The sequence below is a fragment of the Paenibacillus sp. P4_E11 genome (assembly GCF_056401635.1).
This window is the reverse complement of record NZ_JBFUIX010000002.1, coordinates 42,908-59,109: the sequence shown is the minus strand read 5'-3', so window position 1 is coordinate 59,109 and position 16,202 is coordinate 42,908. Positions and strand designations below refer to the sequence as shown.

At 53.1% G+C, this 16,202-nt stretch carries 16 protein-coding genes; 12 read left to right on the top strand and 4 right to left on the bottom strand.

Annotated features, from left to right (window positions below; genetic code table 11):
* Positions 1 to 52 precede the first annotated feature (52 nt).
* The 4 genes from AC1DWB_RS01225 to AC1DWB_RS01210 form a co-directional block, all read right to left on the bottom strand.
* Positions 53 to 1,711 carry a hypothetical protein gene (locus AC1DWB_RS01225; RefSeq protein WP_477539200.1) on the bottom strand — a complete coding sequence of 553 codons (1,659 nt, stop codon included), beginning with the start codon at positions 1,709 to 1,711 and terminating at the stop codon, positions 53 to 55.
* 19 nt (positions 1,712 to 1,730) lie between these two features.
* Complete coding sequence (locus AC1DWB_RS01220) at positions 1,731 to 2,168, bottom strand: divergent PAP2 family protein (RefSeq protein WP_477539199.1); 438 nt, start codon at positions 2,166 to 2,168, stop codon at positions 1,731 to 1,733.
* A gap of 78 nt (positions 2,169 to 2,246) precedes the next feature.
* The gene (locus tag AC1DWB_RS01215; protein ID WP_477539198.1) at positions 2,247 to 2,597 is read right to left on the bottom strand and encodes an SMR family transporter; all 351 of its coding nucleotides are present in this window, start codon (positions 2,595 to 2,597) and stop codon (positions 2,247 to 2,249) included.
* Positions 2,598 to 2,625: 28 nt separating this feature from the next.
* Positions 2,626 to 3,546 carry a decaprenyl-phosphate phosphoribosyltransferase gene (locus tag AC1DWB_RS01210; protein ID WP_477539197.1) on the bottom strand — a complete coding sequence of 307 codons (921 nt, stop codon included), beginning with the start codon at positions 3,544 to 3,546 and terminating at the stop codon, positions 2,626 to 2,628.
* A 280-nt stretch (positions 3,547 to 3,826) separates the two neighbouring features.
* On the opposite strand from AC1DWB_RS01210, the gene AC1DWB_RS01205 reads away from it, so the two are divergent.
* From AC1DWB_RS01205 to AC1DWB_RS01150, 12 genes are all read left to right on the top strand, one after another.
* On the top strand, positions 3,827 to 5,029 hold the full coding sequence (locus tag AC1DWB_RS01205) for a HEAT repeat domain-containing protein (protein ID WP_477539196.1): 1,203 nt from the start codon (positions 3,827 to 3,829) through the stop codon (positions 5,027 to 5,029).
* The gene (locus tag AC1DWB_RS01200; protein ID WP_477539195.1) at positions 5,026 to 6,480 is read left to right on the top strand and encodes a glycosyltransferase family 2 protein; all 1,455 of its coding nucleotides are present in this window, start codon (positions 5,026 to 5,028) and stop codon (positions 6,478 to 6,480) included. Before AC1DWB_RS01205 ends, AC1DWB_RS01200 begins: the two co-directional genes overlap by 4 nt.
* 50 nt (positions 6,481 to 6,530) lie before the next feature.
* Positions 6,531 to 7,352 (top strand): response regulator transcription factor, encoded by an 822-nt coding sequence (locus AC1DWB_RS01195; protein ID WP_477539194.1) that lies wholly within the window; start codon positions 6,531 to 6,533, stop codon positions 7,350 to 7,352.
* Positions 7,353 to 7,367: 15 nt separating this feature from the next.
* Positions 7,368 to 7,565 (top strand): hypothetical protein, encoded by a 198-nt coding sequence (locus AC1DWB_RS01190; RefSeq protein ID WP_477539193.1) that lies wholly within the window; start codon positions 7,368 to 7,370, stop codon positions 7,563 to 7,565.
* Positions 7,566 to 7,603: 38 nt separating this feature from the next.
* Positions 7,604 to 9,814 (top strand): hypothetical protein, encoded by a 2,211-nt coding sequence (locus AC1DWB_RS01185; protein WP_477539192.1) that lies wholly within the window; start codon positions 7,604 to 7,606, stop codon positions 9,812 to 9,814.
* Between the two features lie 312 nt (positions 9,815 to 10,126).
* On the top strand, positions 10,127 to 11,365 hold the full coding sequence (locus tag AC1DWB_RS01180) for an NAD(P)/FAD-dependent oxidoreductase (RefSeq protein WP_477539191.1): 1,239 nt from the start codon (positions 10,127 to 10,129) through the stop codon (positions 11,363 to 11,365).
* A gap of 638 nt (positions 11,366 to 12,003) precedes the next feature.
* Positions 12,004 to 12,732: a DUF3221 domain-containing protein gene (locus AC1DWB_RS01175; RefSeq protein WP_477539190.1), complete on the top strand. Its 729-nt coding sequence runs from the start codon at positions 12,004 to 12,006 to the stop codon at positions 12,730 to 12,732.
* 106 nt (positions 12,733 to 12,838) lie between these two features.
* Positions 12,839 to 13,945, top strand: a complete 1,107-nt coding sequence (locus AC1DWB_RS01170; RefSeq protein WP_477539189.1) for a hypothetical protein — start codon at positions 12,839 to 12,841, stop codon at positions 13,943 to 13,945.
* A 136-nt stretch (positions 13,946 to 14,081) separates the two neighbouring features.
* Positions 14,082 to 14,243, top strand: coding sequence for an anti-repressor SinI family protein (locus AC1DWB_RS01165; protein WP_477539188.1), 162 nt, complete (start codon positions 14,082 to 14,084; stop codon positions 14,241 to 14,243).
* A gap of 162 nt (positions 14,244 to 14,405) precedes the next feature.
* Positions 14,406 to 14,747: a helix-turn-helix domain-containing protein gene (locus tag AC1DWB_RS01160; protein WP_477539187.1), complete on the top strand. Its 342-nt coding sequence runs from the start codon at positions 14,406 to 14,408 to the stop codon at positions 14,745 to 14,747.
* A gap of 112 nt (positions 14,748 to 14,859) precedes the next feature.
* Positions 14,860 to 15,681, top strand: coding sequence for a hypothetical protein (locus AC1DWB_RS01155; protein ID WP_477539186.1), 822 nt, complete (start codon positions 14,860 to 14,862; stop codon positions 15,679 to 15,681).
* A gap of 115 nt (positions 15,682 to 15,796) precedes the next feature.
* Positions 15,797 to 16,201, top strand: coding sequence for a DUF3905 domain-containing protein (locus tag AC1DWB_RS01150; protein WP_477539185.1), 405 nt, complete (start codon positions 15,797 to 15,799; stop codon positions 16,199 to 16,201).
* Position 16,202 lies beyond the last annotated feature (1 nt).

The window sequence follows — 16,202 nt, the reverse complement described above, 5'->3', positions numbered from 1 at the left end:
TCCTCCAGTATCGAATAATTGGGGGTGCTTGCAGCAATCGCACCCAAGCCCACTACTGAGCACCGATACACGCTAGGGTACCGGAGTCCCTCAGCTCCAGTACCGAATCGCATTTCGGTTCCATGTTCACCTCCTTCACTGCAATCCCGGATTCCTCCAGTCGGTTCTTGTTAGAGAACGCATAGGAGAAGTAGACCGTGACCGGCTGCGGCGCTTGCTTCAGCGTCTGCAGCTGTGTTTTCAGCTCGTGGTTCGCTTCCGCCTGCAGCTTGTAGTACGACACCGACACCATCGCCATGTTGATGAACAACACGCCCACCATGAGCCAACTCAAGCCTCGGATCACCTTGCGCTCGGTGAAGCTGAAGCCGAGCAGCGCGATGAGGAAAGGCAGCAGCCACAGATGCGGCACATAGCGCGCCCACCAGGCGGCATAGTTAATGAAGACGGAGGCGAGCAGGATACCGAGCAGTCCGATCACCACCATCGTTCTGGGCACATTGTACAGGAACGCCATCACAAGAATGATCAACGCTAGCACGAGCACTCCACTGAACAAGGGGCCGAATCCGCCGATGGCGGTGTCGGGAATGCCGTAGTATTGAAGCTCCTCCAGGCTGAACGTAAAAGGAAGCTTCAGCGTGGTTTCGTCGCGCTTCGTGCTATTGCCCTCCGACTGCGAGAAGTAGGAGACGGCCGCTTCCTCGAACCGGTTCATCGTCATGAAGCTGGTTGGTGTGAATGCGGCCACGACGTCCTTAGAATCTTCCCCGGCGAGCGGGTAGAAGGGATTCTTGTACTTCATCATGTTGGTCACATACGGATTGAATCCAAGCAGAGCGACGCCGATTATGGCGCTGGCTGTCATGACGATCAGCATTTTTTTCAAGATACCGTGCTTCTGGGTAATGTAGAGCGCTAGTACCAATCCGATGCATAGGATGCCGACATATGCAAGTGCCGTGAATTTATTGTTAAGCGCCAGCACGATGCAGAATGAGAACGCGACGAGATGAGGCCACTTAGGTCGTTTATAGATCAGTACGCTGAGTGCTATGAGACAGATGAGCAAAGAGCCGAGCTGCCCGTCAACATAGAAGCTGAGGCTCTGATAGATGCTCACWGGGTTACAGGCGAGCATGAAGGCGAATAAGGCGGCCAGCCCGCGTCTGCGGGGAAGGATGGCAGCCAGCGCAGAGAAGCTGAGGAAGAACGAACCTGCGATGAGCAGGAAATTGAACACTTTGCTCAGCTCGATGGTGCCGGTAACAGCGTACAGCGCAGCCGCCATCGTTTCGCTTGCTTTGGCATAGTGGTCAATCCAGATTGCATAAGGGACGCCCTGCTCGCCAAGCGACTTGTCATAGAACGGATTCCAGCCTTGGGCCAGCTTCAGAATGCCCTCCTGGTGGTACGTCTGTCCGTCATAGCTCAAGTCATAGAATGAACCGCTGATGGCCAAAAAAATAAAAAAAACAACTAGCGAGGCCAACAGACTGATGCAGAAGTAAAGCGCGCGTTGCTCGGGAAAATATACTTTGGTTGCGAACCACATGATCGCGGCGGTTACAGCCAACGCCAGAAACAGATTAGCAACGGTAATCTCAATATGAACCAGGAACAAAAGTGAGGATACGGCGAAAGTTGCCGCTGTGAATACAAGCAGGGCTATCCCTGTAAGTAAGCTAAGTTGTGGAATACGTTCTCTCATCTCTATCTCTCCTAATTCCTTATAAGGATATGAACCACGACGCGATCCAGCCGATCAGCGTGCCGACTCCGAGACCACCGATGATTTCGAATTTGGTGTGTCCCTGCTTCTCCCTTAGGAGTGACGCTTCGTTCTCTGGATGCTGTCTCGACAACACATTAATCCATCGCGCATGGTGGCCCACCGCCCTCCGTACACCCGTCGCGTCGATGGCGACAATCATCAGCATCGCCACGCCCAGACCGAACAAAGGGTTGTCCCAACCGACTGTGAACCCGATCCCCATAGTAATGGAGGAGACGACAGACGTGTGTGTGCTGGGAAAGCCACCATTACCGATATGCTCGCGAGCCTGCGACCCATGCTTGAGCAGATTGATCGCGAACTTCAAGCAGCCGGAGACGACCCATGCGAGGAGGGGCAGGAGGGCAAACATGTAGCTATGAACCTCGTTCATATCGGTTCCCCCTTATTTGTAAATAACTGTAGTTATTGCTACTCAATCGGACCATAGATCCGCTATTCCAAATCCCCATTAATTTCTAGCTACAATTACAACACCGACCAAGATTACCCCAATGCCCACCCAGCGAACGGCGGACATCGGTTCATTGAACAGGTAGTACCCAGCGAGCGCTACGCCCACATAGCCGAGACTCACCATCGGATAGGCTACGCTGATCGGCATTTGCTTCAAGGCGAGCAGCCAGAACACAGAGCTGCACGCATACGAGATCAAGCCGGCCAGCACAGGCCAAGAGCTGATCGTTCGAGTGAAGGACGGGCCTCCCGTCCAGAGTGGCTTCGGCTCCACGAGCCCCCATTTCATAAGCAATTGTCCGACAACCCCCAACAGGACAGAGGCTAACAGCCATACGATTTTCATTCAAGTGCCTCCTATCCGAGATCAACGGTTACTCCAGATAAATCAAGATGAGCGCGACCGAAAAAGCATACAGCATGACGGTGACGAGCAAATGACGGTCCTCGAACAGCACTTTTTCCGGCTTGCCCCCTTTGTCCTCCATATGAATCAGGTACAAATACCGGAACACACCATAGATCACGAACGCGAGCGTCCACATAAGGTGGATCGTATGACCGGACGTGAACGTGAACAAGGCATAGCTCATGATCGTCGCGGTCGTCACAATGCTGTTCAACTGATTCAGCAGCTCGATGGAATAAAACTCAAGCACCTTCCGATGCGCGCCTCGATCGTTCTGCAATGCATGGACCTCATGCCGACGCTTGCTAATGGCGAGGAAGATGGAAAGCAGCAGCGTACAGATCAAGAACCAAGGGGTCAGCGATACCCCGATGACCAGACCGCCGCCGATCGCACGCAGCACGAAGCCGGAGGCGACGATCAGCACGTCCACGATGACGACATGTTTCAGCTTGAGCGAGTACGCTACATTGATCGTGAAGTAAGCGAGCAGCAGCAGTCCGAAGATAGGGCTGAGCAAGAATGCGGTTGTGAGTGATCCGATCAGCAAGACCGCTCCTAGCATAATAGCGCCATGAGGGGGGATCGCCCCGGACGCCATCGGACGGTGCCGCTTCTCGGGATGCTGCCGGTCTGCCTCGCGATCCACGAAGTCGTTCAGAATGTACACACAGCTCGAGACGAAGCAGAACAGGAGGAAGCCAGCGACGGAATGCATCAGCATGTCCATGGTCGACTTCTGAATCGAGAAGATCAGGGCGGCGAACACGAGCAAGTTCTTGGTCCACTGCCGGGGACGAAGCTGGAGGACGTACATGTGCAGCGTGTAAGGAAGCGAGCCGGCTTTCTTACCCTTCGCGCCCGCATTCGTATTAGGTATATTCATCCTATCAACCATCCTTTGTGTTTCAAGTCCGAAGTCTATGATGCCAATTGTACTCAATAAAGAACAACATGTTTCATTATATTCAATGTATCGTTCTATATAAAGTTTTGTTTTGGTTGTATTCGGGAATATTCGGGAGGAAAACAGGGGATATTGTTCTTTTTAAAGAATTTTGTCGGTATTTTGCTGTTTTTCAATTCGTCTGTTCTAAGGTATACTCGTAATTGGTTCGTTAATAAGAACAGCCTTTCCGTAGATAGAGATTAGGAGGGAAATCCATATGTCTGACAGTAGTTCGGAGTTAATCATTCTGGCCTACATCTTACTTGTGATCATCGTGCTCATTTTCACCAGCTTGTTCGGGTTAAGAGCGCGGTCGATCTGGCTGGACCGTCAAACTCTAGCTTATCTTAGCAAGCATCAGGATTACTTCGATTATGTAAAAGCTCACCTGCACGAAGACGTACCGCTTCAGAAGCCGGTCGGAACGCTAACACGCACGGAACTGAAGGTCATTCAGGGGAAGTTGTTCCAGTGGATGGACACCATTGTTGGAGCAGAGAGAGACAAGCTGGCGGGATTGTGCCGCGATCTCGGTCTCGTCGACATGAACGTACGCCGACTGAGGAGCGAGATTCATTGGATTCGCCTGGACGCAGCCTACAACCTCGGCGTACTGCAAGCAGGACCTGCGGTTCCGCTTCTGCAGCAGCTGCTCGACGAGGAGCGTTACGGTTCCCCAGCGTTCGTCATAGCTCGTGCTATCTCTAGAAGCGCAGAGCGCGTCGAACAGCTGGACGCGATGGTTCGCAGCCTGGCGAAGCATCGCAAGCAGTCACATCGTCTCGTGGCGGAAGTGCTGACACTATCCCGCATGGACTATACAAGCCTCTTGCTCGACTACTTGCAAGCACCGGACGATGAACTGCAGAGGATTGCCCTGACGGGCCTGCAGAACCGCTCACTGCCGGACGCCCTTCAGCTTCTCCCGCCATTCCTGGCCTCGGAAGATCCCGAGCTGCGACTATTAGCGGTCCAGACACTGGCACGGCAAGGGACCGCCCCGACGGTCGATCAGCTTACCGCCTGGATGAGGCACGAGGATGCGACCGTTCGGGCTGAAGTGGCGGATGCCTTGTGCCGGATGGGACTCGATCCCTCGATCGAGCTGCTGAAGGAAGGATTGTCCGACTCCGACTGGCGCGTTCGCATGAATAGCGCCCGCAGCTTGGTCCACTTGCAGGACAGCGGCTTCCGAGCGTTATGTGAGACAGCAGCTAGCCTGGAGCATTCGGAGTCGTCGAGCTTGGCCTACGCGGTCATCCAAGAGGAACTGATGCATGGTTCCCTGTACATGGATGATTTCGAACAAGCCTTGCAGCATAACCGTAGACTGCAGATTTATCGGCAATTTTTTGAGGGACGCCCTTACGGAGGGCAGTCGTCGAATGGGCTCCTTATATCGAGGGGGGACTTTGCTTGAAATCGTTACTGTTAGGCTATGCTCTATTCGCCTTATATTCCGTCATTGCCGTCTATGCGTTCTACTTCATTCTCATGCTGCTCTCCCACAAACGAATCATTCGTATTCTCAAGGGAGCGAGATATGCCAGGTACCGGGAGCTGTCCGGCTCCGAGCAGGTGCCTCCGGTGTCCATCCTCGTCCCTTCCTATAATGAAGAGCTGACCATCATCGAGAGTGTCGGCTCCCTCCTGAACCTCGGCTATCCTTCCTATGAAGTGATTGTCATCAACGATGGCTCTACCGACACTACGCTCCAGGTACTGATCGACGCCTTCCGCCTCGTGCCGAAGATTAACCATTCCGATCAAGCGGGACTCGAGGCGATGCCGATCCGGGGCGTGTATCATAATCCGCGCTACCCGACGCTCTATGTCGTGGACAAGGAGAATGGGGGGAAGGCCGATGCGCTGAACGTAGGCATCAACGTATCACACTACCCGCTCGTCGCGACGATCGATGCCGATTCGCTGCTGGAGAAGGATGCCCTGATCCGGCTTGCCTCCGTCTATATGGAGAATCCCGAGGAGACGATCGCCATCGGCGGCAACGTTCGCGTTGCGAATGGGTGCAAGATCGAGAATGGCAGCGTCACCGAGGTGAGCTTGCCGAACAAGCTGCTGCCGATGTTCCAGAACATCGAGTATTTGAAGTCGTTTCTGGCTGGGCGTATCGGCTGGAGTGCGATCAACGGGCTCATCATCGTGTCGGGCGCGTTCGGCTTGTTTCGCAAAGATTACTTAATCAAGGTCGACGGATATCGGGACGGCTTCCCGGGGGAAGACATGAACATCATTATCAAGCTGCACAAGCATATGCTCGACCACGGGCTTCCGTACCGGATCGCTTATTGTCCGGATGCGGTGTGCTGGACGCAAGCGCCGGAATCGCTGCGCATTTTGCAGAGTCAGCGCAAACGGTGGTCGCGAGGCAACATCAAGAATATTTTCAGATACAGCAGCATGATGTTCGTTCCCAAGTATCGGGCAGTGGGACTGTTGTCGATGCCGTATACACTTATTTTCGAGACACTAGGCCCTTACTTGCGTCTGACCGGGTACATGGCGCTCATCGGATACATCGCACTCAATATGGCCGATTACAAGATGATGCTGCTCATACTCGGGGTTAGTCTGCTCGTCGAAATTGTGTTCAGCTGTGGGGCGCTATTAATAGAAGAGATTGCGTTCCGGCGCTACCCGAAGTTCAAGGATTTGATCAAAATGATCGTCTACTCCGTGATCATGACACTCGGCTACAACCAGATCAATGTGTATTGGAAAATACTTGGCCATATCGATTACATCCGTAATGACGACTCGTGGGGCGTTATGGTGCGGACGAGCTGGCAGGACGAGCCTGAGGATAAAGGTCGCCAGCCGGTCCTGCATAACCAACCTGCGAACAACTAAACCAGGCAGACTGCTGCAGTATGCGGTCTCCGAAGATGAGGTGAAAGAATATGACCAGTCCATTATTGGATATGGCGGTGGATACCCATCCCTTGTTCACACGTTTGCACCAGGCACTACTCCACTCGAATGAGACCGCATGCGGCCTCATTTTGGTTAGCAGTCCGCTGGGCCCAGTGGGACTCGGCCGGTTGCAGGCGCGGATCGCGCAGAGCGAGCAGGAGCTCGAGGTGCAATTCTCGGAAGACTCGAGCCCAGGCACCTTCGCTTTGCTGCTCCCTGACCGCGTCTTGAGCGACACACATTATGCCGCCTTGTCGGTCAAGCAGCTCATGCAGGAGGAAGGGATCGCGGCGGGCGGCATGATCATTGCCAGCTTCCCGGACTGCGGCTCTCCGAAGGAATCGGACATGCTGGCGATGCATGACTTGCTGGAGCAGGAAGCGGACGGGGAGCCGTCCATCCTGATCTACAATCCGCCGGAGGCGAAGCGGAAGTCGGCCACGATCTTGATCGTTGACGAGGACGAGACCGGTGGGGAGCTGCTCGATACGCTGCTGCGTCGCAAAGGCTATGAGGTATTCCTGGCGCATAACGGGCGCGACGGCTTGCGAATGTATCAGACACTGTCCCCGGACCTGGTCATTACGGAGCTGTCGCTGCCTGTCTACGACGGGTACGATCTGATTCGCCGCATTCGGGAACGGCAAGCCATGCAAGGAACATCAGCGGATTGCAGCATTATGGTGCTGTCGGAGAAGCGGGTGGAGCGCGATATCAGCGCCTGCTTCGATCTGGGGGTGTCCGATTACGTCAAGAAGCCGTATTCCCCTATGGAAGTAGAAGCCCGTATCCGCAGGCTCTTATCTTAAGGAGGTGCTTAGCCGTTGAACGCGCACGCGACGAAAGCAACAGGAGATCTCGATGGCCTCTGCTTGGAGCTTCAACGATTTATTGCATACGCCCAAAGAGACCCATCCGAACGGCGTCAGCCCCTGGATTTGTATGTGGGTGAGCTTACCCGCATTTTACGTAGTCATATGGAGGCTACGGAATCTGGCATTGAATATGGCCCTCATGAGTAGTAGAAGGAAGTAGCGGCAGTAAGGAGTCGATCGTCCAAATGAAGAGAAATATCAAGCTTCGTCTAAGTTTGCTAGTGCTGGCCATCCTGATCGTCGGCTATACGGGGTGGTACTATTATGGGCCGCTTCAGGCGGTGAGTGCCGAGGTGGAGAGTGTCGTGCTCGAGAATGGTCAACATGTGAAATTTCGTACGCAAGGGGATCAGATCGAGTTATATCAAGGTGGGAAGTGGCAGCCCTTTTTCGCCAAAGGGGTGAACCTCGGAGCGACCGTTCCCGGTCACGACCCAGGGGAGTTGGCGATCGACAAGTCGACCTTCCTGAAGTGGTTCGCCGAAATTCAAGAACTCGGAGCGAATGTGATCCGGGTGTATACCATACACGAGCCGGTCTTCTACGAGGCGCTCGTCGAATTCAATGAGCAGCATCGGGACTCGCCGCTCTATTTCATTCAGGGTGTCTGGTCCCCTGAAGAGCAGCTGATCAAAACCCACGATGCCCAAAGCCCGCTTGTCATCAAAACCTTCAAAAAAGAGATCATCTACGCGGTCGGGGCTGTGTACGGGGATACTAGCATTCCGAGCACAACGGGTAAGGCAAACGGCCGCTACCTCGCGAACGCCGGTCCGTATCTCATGGGCTGGAGTGTCGGCACGGAATGGGACCCCTCGATCGTGGACGCGTCGGACAAGGCGAATCCGAACATGGAGCCTTATCAGGGGACTCATTTTAAGGCGAAGGCGGGCGTCACGGCGTTCGAGAATATGCTGGCGGAGATGCTCGACACCTTGGCTTCTTTTGAAATTGAGCAGGGCTGGCAGCATCCGATCGCGTTCACGAACTGGGTGTCGACCGATCCGCTCGCGCACCCCGGCGAGATCGATCGCGCCGAGGATCTCGTCAGCGTCGATCCGATGCACATCGAGCCTGTCGACTGGCAGGGCGGGTACTACGCTTCGTATCATGCGTATCCCTATTACCCGGAATTTCTGCGCAGCGATCCGTCCATTCAGAATGTGAAGAACGACCGGGGCGAGATCGATACGTACAAGGCTTACCTGCGCTTGCTGAAGGAGCACCATACCGGCATGCCGATCATGGTGACGGAGTTCGGTGTGCCTTCTTCGCTAGGCATCGGGCATCTATCCAACCTGGGGCGAGATCAGGGCGGCCACACCGAGGAGGAGCAGGGGAGGATTAACGCCGACCTGCTGCAGACGATCCACCAGGAGCACTACGCCGGTGCGATCTTGTTCATGTGGCAGGACGAGTGGTTCAAGCGGACGTGGAACACGCAGGACTTCGAGCAGCCGGTCGACCGGCGCAAGTATTGGCTGAACGTGCTCACGAACGAGCAATTGTTCGGGATCACCGGGATGTACTCGAGCAAGGACGGCCCGCTGCTGATCGACGGTCAGCTGGACGACTGGATGCAGCTCGAGGACAAGAAGAAGTTCGATCCCGGCGTTCCCGGCTGGACGAACATGTGGGTGACGCATGACGAAGCGTACGTCTACATCGCGGGAGAACTAGACCATGACTTCGACCCGGCTCGAGAGCTGATCCAGATCGGCGCCGATACGATCGGAGGCGGCAACCGCCATGCCGATGTGCTCGGGAACCGCACGCTGAGCGAGGGGCTCGAGACGCTGATCACGATCGGCCGCGAGCCGGAGAGCGAAGTCCGCACCGCCTCGAATTATGATTTCACGACCCGCTTGTGGGGTGTCATTAATGGCATGGCTCCTGTTCAGGAGGCCGAGATGCAGGACGATTCCGGCGTGTTCTCGCCCTGGAAGCTCATCGTCGACATGGAGTTCAGTCCGCCGTGGGCGAAGTATTACCGCCCGTACCGGGACATCCCGGCCGGCTTGCTGCCGCGGGGTACGACCGACCCGTCGTCCCCGGACTACAACTCGCTCGCCATGTGGCAGGCGAAAGGGAACGTCGTCGAGATGCGCATCCCCTGGATGCTGCTCGGCTTCGCCGACCCGAGTTCTCTGAACGTAATCAGCTACGGAGAGAAGAACGGCAAGCTGCTCACCGAGAAGGTGAACGGCATCCGCTTCGTTCCGTGGATCGTGGACCGTAGCACAGGCGAGGTCCGTGGCCTCGGAGACGGCAGCGACGTCGTCGATGTCTCGAAGCAGCCGTTGTACAAGTGGAAGCCTTGGAATCAAGTGAAATACCAGGAGCGGCCGAAGAAGAGCTACGCGATCATGCAGCAGGCGTTCCGGGAGCTGAAGTAGGGGATTTGCTATTAGAGCAGACGACTACCGATTTATCACAAGACCACTCAATCGAGTGGTCTTTTTTTCATATGGCTTAGGGGAACGAGAGTCACCCGCATTTCGATTGGAAACCAAGCACATAGCGGAACCTCGTTCCCACTCATTCACGCGGAATTGCCGAATCATGAGCTTGTCAGTACTGGTACAGGAACTCGAAGTTTGTGACACCAATGACAAAAACAATGACAGTCTGTAACTTCTTGCGGGGGCAGCTTTTTAATACAATGGGAGGAGGAATCAGTTGCATCATCAGTAGGATGGAGGGATGACTTGAGGGACCAAAAGTATGACGTCATTATTGTTGGAGCGAGGGTCGCTGGCTCGTCGCTAGCTTATGAGTTGTCGAAAGTAGGCTACAAAGTGTTGCTGCTGGACAAAAGCACATTCCCGAGCGATACGTTGTCGACCCATAATTTCTATGGCAATTCCTTAGCCATGCTCAGGAAGATGGGGGTGTTGCCCCAACTGTTGGAAACCGGCACACCGACTTACAAACGGGCCGTCATTCAATTCGAGGATGCCGTCATGGACGGCGAGTTCCCGGAAGTCGACGGAGAGTCGGAATGTCTGTGCATCCGGCGCACGCATCTGGATGAAGCGCTGTTCAAGCATGCGTCCTCCCAAGCCCGTGTTACCTCGATGGAAGGGTTTCGCGTGACGGACGTGATCCGGGAGGGCAATACGGTCAAGGGGATTTTGGGGATTAGCCGCGACGGGGAACTGCATCAGTTCCACGCCAATCTCGTGGTCGGTGCGGACGGCCGTAACTCCAAAGTGCGGACCTTGGTCAATAGCGCATACCGAATGGCGGTGCCTACCGATTATGCTTCCTATGTAGGCTATTACGCCAACTATGTCCAGGACGGAGACCTACATGCGGAGTTGTATAAAATCCAAGATAAGATCTCAATTGTCTTCCCGACGAGCGACAACCTGTACGTGGTGGGTATCATGTTCCCCTTGGATAGTGAGGAATGGAGGGAGTCGTTCAGGCATTCCCCGGAGCAGGCCATGCGTGATGTGATCGAGAGCGATTTTCCGAATACGCCTCTGCAATCGAGGATGCGTGGTACTTCTCTGGTAGGGCCGATCAGAGGATTGCTCGGCTACGATAACGATTGGTATCAGGGGATGGGACCGGGTTGGGCGCTCGTAGGCGATGCGATTTCGTTTAAGGACCCGGCGGTTGGACAAGGGATGCAGGACGCGTTATACGCGGCGCGGATTTTGACCGATGTGCTGACCCGATACTCCAATTGGGGAGAAGCATGGGATGAGATGGCGGAAGAGTACCAGAGCATAATGGAATCGAAAATGATGTTCCATTTCCAACTGGCATGCCAATACACGAAGAATGTACCTTTCACGCCGGAACAAATCGCGATGAATCGGTTAATCGCGGCGAATGCAGATGCGACACGAGCGTTTCTGGGCATCTACAATCGTGCGGTGGGACCTCAGCAGTTCGAACAAGTCATTAACGAGTTGCTAGCGAAGATGGAGAAGTAGTAGCAAGTGCTGTGGGATACGTCCTGCAGCACTTTTTTAATATATAAGAAAGCTTATGTTCTTCACCGTACTAAAGTATTTATGGGTATCTCTTTTTTAGGTCAAAGATCGTAATATTTGGGGGGTGGAACAGGAGGTTTCTTATTTTACTACTAGAGCAAGATTCATAAGGTGATTCTCACTCTATTTTTCGGGACTGGAGAATCCCAGCACAATTAAGGTGACATCACTCTATCGGGCTGAAAAGTGCTGAAATCGGATGGAACAAAAGAAATAAGATGATCAAACAGTGTTATTTCGTGATTTTTGCTTATTCGAACAAAATAAGGTGATGAAACAACGCTATGGGTCGCAAACTGAACGCAACGACCAAGGACCCGGCCACTGGCCGGGTTGTTATTAATGAGAAGCGGAGACGGCCGTTCCAAGTGAAAAAAGACCCTTAATCGGAACCTACCCCATGCCCTCCCCCCGCACCTAACAGAACATATACGTCGGTGATCTTAAGGTCAGGTTGATGTTATTTGCTTTGTGACGCTAAGGTCATGGGCAACGTCCTGCGCCATTCACTGGGGTATTACTGCGCAACTTCATCCATAATTTGGGGTATAATCCATATATATTAGCGATGGGGTGTGTTGAATTTGAAAAAGTTTATGTTAGGGTTAATTTGTGGGATCATAATTGCAACATGTTCGGTAGGGTATGCTTCTGGTGTCATTCAGACGTCACTTTTTCCCGTGGAGTATTGGTTCAACAGTCAACCTAAAGTGTTGAGCGACGAATATGCTACGTTGAATTATAACGGTCATGCCTACGTTCCTGTTCGATTTATCGTAGAAAATATGGGTGGGACCGTTGAGTATAATCCTGATTATGGCATGATCTCAATTCGCCAGCCCCTTGTCGTTCCTTATCGGAATGCTGCTGAACTCGGGACCTTCAGTATCGAAGGTTATATTACTAAGGTAGATAACGAACGCATCCTTATTGTAAGTCCAGAGCCTAAGACGACAGGCGAGAAAAAAGAATTTTATGACGCGGTATGGGTTTCGAATGTGCCAAAAGAGGTTAAGGTGGGGCAGAAGGTGCAAGTTTCGTTCCAAGGGATTGTAATGACTTCTTATCCGGGTCAAGCGATGAGCGATAAAATATCGTTTGCACCAAACGAGAAACCTGAGCATGCTACCCTGTCAGAAGAGCAGGCGATCCGTCAAGCTATACAAAATATAGATGACCCTAAGCCAATTGCATTTGTAGTCAAAAAAGCCCAATACGATGAAGCATCAGACACGTGGTCGATTCGGTACAAAGATGGGTTTCATCCTGAAAATGGGGAGCATGAGCTTGTTATTGCCGACAAATAAGTTCTTCCAATTCGTTCTCTGGAACCTTGTGCAGATCCAGTCGTTGGATTATAGTTTCTTAGGAAATTAAATCCAACATGGGTTCAACTCGAAGGAAGGAACGAAAATGAAACGTAATACAGCAACATTCATTGCCGGCCTCTTAATTCTCTTAGCTTCCTATAGCACGACCGCGACAGGAGGGGAAGTAGGGATGTTCGAATCGCAATCGCAAACCCACAACACGGCTTACTTGAACTCCTACTGGTTCGACGGGACGGAGCCTCTGACCGATGACGAGATGCGGGATCGGGTGCGAGAACTGCAGCGATACGGGATCGAATATCAGCTGGCCGATCTCGGAGTATTGCGTTCTAGCGAAGATTCGCTCAACGGGACGCTGCCGGAGGAAGGGTACCAGCATCTTGCGCGGTGGATCCAGATCTCCCGTGAAACCGCGTCGGATATGAAAGTAATCGTAGTCGTGAATGATGGCAGCCGTTATGCATGGAAGTTTGGCAAGCGCGTAGCCAATCCGAACTTCGGGAACGACCGCTATAACGCGAATCTGAGTGCAGTGGCCGACAAGCTGGTGAACCAGGGTCTTCAGAACGAGGCTGGAAATGTGTACCGAGCAGACGGTATTCAGCTCGATATTGAAGGATTCCTGCCGAATGACCGGGTACTCGTTGCTACCGCGGCGCATGTCCGGGCCCATCTACCCGACAATGCGATCTATTCGATCGCTACTCCAGCCGACCCTGCTGTATGGTCAGACGCGTACATTAGCGAGATGGCTGGCATCTTCAATATGCTGAACCCGATGATGTACGATCAGATGGGTTGGGGGTCGAAGGTAGTATCGGCGGATACGTACCGGCAGTTCTGGAAGACGACCATCGTGCGGTATGCGCACGCTATCGCGAACAGCGATCATCCAGAGACGAGACTGAACCCGACGATGCCTGCCTACGAGCGGAAAGTAGCAGACGATGAGACGGTATATCACGACCCCGTGATCGAGAATGTGGCGAATGCCGCACAAGGGCTGGAGCTTGCCCGGATGCAGCTGGTGCTCGATCGGGCCTCGAATGCGAACCTCAATCCGAATGGGGTGCATGGCTCAGGTATTTTCTGGTGGAGCGCCTTCATTCGTCCGGAGCCCGACCCTCGTACGGGGTATGATGCTTCGCAAGACCGGAACGGATGGATGGAGACGTGGGTCAGGCCTTAATAATTCCAAGTTTTGGATGACCCCCGTATTTCTGTTCGTTTTCTCGAATCTTATAACAGCCGCTATTAATTTTTCATGAGATGAAGCAGACAAGCCCCTTTGTCGCTGAGAAAAAGATATCGGAGGTGCCCCTGCAATGAATGCAAGAAAACCGGTGTCGAAGCCGGAGCTGGATGTCGAATGGATCGATTTGATCGCTACGGCTCAAAGCATGGGGATTCCCTTGGAAGAGGTCCGGCACTTCATTCAAGAAACCGGAAATTCCGAATCCCAAGATCATAAAGACTGTTTTGCGTAGCCCATTCCCTTTGTTCAGATAGTGTAAGTCCCTGAGAATCCTTTTTCCGTCGGCGGGAGAAAGGAATTCTTTTTGTGTTTTTATTGAAAATTATCACATGTTTGATAAAATGCTTGTAGACCTTATATATACATAACAGTGGTCATCTAGGGGGATATAGGTATGATAGGGCAACGCGTCAAACAACTGCGCGCGGAGAAAGGTTGGTCTTTGAACGAGCTTGCTGAACGGGCCGGTGTGGCCAAGTCCTATTTGAGCAGCATCGAGCGGGATATTCAGTCGAATCCGTCCATTCACTTTCTCGAGAAAATATCGGTGGTGTTGGACGTCCCGATTCAGACTTTTTTTCAGCCTCAGCCCCGGATAGACGAGCAAGAGCTCGACCCGGAGTGGACCATGCTCGTTCGCGAGGCGATGGAGTCCGGTGTGACGAAGGATCAATTTGTGGAGTTTCTGGAGTATAACAAGTGGCGCACCAACCAGGTGAAGAGTAAGGAATCGTAAACGACAATCGTGAGCCGTGACAAGTGCGGTTGCCTTGTCGTTTTTTGTTGAGGAGTAACCTGCCTGCTTCGCTATTCGAATCCGAACAGATTGATAAAGGAGAGCCGCTATCTTGAATGATATATTGCAGCTAGGTCCATTCGTTCTCAATAAATCTTTGCTTGTCCTGATCGCTTCACTTGTGTGCGGATGGGGCGCGATTCGTCTGCGCCTGCGTGTGTTCGGGGAGGCGGCTGCGCCTGCCCTGGAACTGATGCTGAATGCCGCGCTCATCGTTCTGCTGTTCTGGAAGTTCGGCCACGCGCTATTCGCGCCGTCCTTGATCTGGCAGCGGCCGATGTCGTTGTTGCTAATGAGCGGTGCCGCGCGAGAAGTGGGTATCGGCTTACTGGCAGCAACGGCGTTCATTATGTACCGCACTCGGAAGATGAGACTACCCATACGCCTGCTGCTCGATCTGCTTGCCTATGGAGCTACTGCTGCGTTAGCGGCGTACTCCCTGTTGCGTTGGCGTTACGGAAGCATAACCGATTTGCCGTGGGGAATCTCAGACGGATATGGGTATGAACAGTTCCATCCACTGAACATCTACATGTTTATCGTGTCCGGGCTAGTCGGATTCAGGCTATGGAGGAAGGCAGAGGTCGGCGAAGCAGCGAGCGGCCGAATATTTCAGGAGGCGGCAATCCTGCTTGGCATCGGTGGCATGCTCGTATCTTTTTGCGATAATCCAGGTGAACCGGTCCTGCTTTACTTGACCGCTCAACAGCTGCTATGGCTGGGTTTGGCTGCGATCGGGGTTATTTTTCCTGTAAATACACATAATACCGGGGAGAAAGGAGCTGATAGCTATGAAACCAACGGAGCAGAACGGCGACTCGCTGGAACAACAGAAGCAGAAGAGCCAGAACGAGGCAACAACGAACAAAGGTGAAGAAGATCGATCTACTAATGATAAAAAACTAAACGGTCCGAACCGGCCTGCCACTTAACGATCCGCTTATCTCTGCATACGGCAAGGACTCATACATAAGGAAGGAGGGATGCGTATGACTATGGATAAGCAGCCATCAGATAAGCAGGAAGCACATAACCTGGACCCGTTCGAAATTAACTTTTTGCCGCAGTTTGAGGAAGGTAGAGGTCCGCGCGAAGCGTTCGTGAATGAGCATGGTGTATGCATCGGGGATCATATGTACGAATCGGACAACTCGCCCTTGCACAATTGGTCCACAGCGACTGATCCTGCTATTATGGCGGGAGACGAGTGGGTGCATCCGTTCAAGGACATTGGCTTCTTGTCGGAGGCGAACCGGGAATATTTTGAACAGGGGATTGTACCGTCTGCTACGGGTGCGACCTTCATGCATCCTGACAAGGACGTTGCTTACCAGGAGGGCGTGGAACAAACAGAAGGTGAAGGCGATGAAGGCCATTCCGATCCGAATCGTTAGC

Bases quoted from the DNA above. Each gene is read 5' to 3' on its own strand.
- AC1DWB_RS01185 (WP_477539192.1), top strand. From the start codon at position 7,604: ATGAAGAGAAATATCAAGCTTCGTCTAAGTTTGCTAGTGCTGGCCATC.
- AC1DWB_RS01150 (WP_477539185.1), top strand. From the start codon at position 15,797: ATGACTATGGATAAGCAGCCATCAGATAAGCAGGAAGCACATAACCTG.
- AC1DWB_RS01160 (WP_477539187.1), top strand. From the start codon at position 14,406: ATGATAGGGCAACGCGTCAAACAACTGCGCGCGGAGAAAGGTTGGTCT.
- AC1DWB_RS01210 (WP_477539197.1), bottom strand. From the start codon at position 3,546: ATGAATATACCTAATACGAATGCGGGCGCGAAGGGTAAGAAAGCCGGC.
- AC1DWB_RS01205 (WP_477539196.1), top strand. From the start codon at position 3,827: ATGTCTGACAGTAGTTCGGAGTTAATCATTCTGGCCTACATCTTACTT.
- AC1DWB_RS01165 (WP_477539188.1), top strand. From the start codon at position 14,082: ATGAATGCAAGAAAACCGGTGTCGAAGCCGGAGCTGGATGTCGAATGG.
- AC1DWB_RS01195 (WP_477539194.1), top strand. From the start codon at position 6,531: ATGACCAGTCCATTATTGGATATGGCGGTGGATACCCATCCCTTGTTC.
- AC1DWB_RS01170 (WP_477539189.1), top strand. From the start codon at position 12,839: ATGAAACGTAATACAGCAACATTCATTGCCGGCCTCTTAATTCTCTTA.
- AC1DWB_RS01220 (WP_477539199.1), bottom strand. From the start codon at position 2,168: ATGAACGAGGTTCATAGCTACATGTTTGCCCTCCTGCCCCTCCTCGCA.
- AC1DWB_RS01215 (WP_477539198.1), bottom strand. From the start codon at position 2,597: ATGAAAATCGTATGGCTGTTAGCCTCTGTCCTGTTGGGGGTTGTCGGA.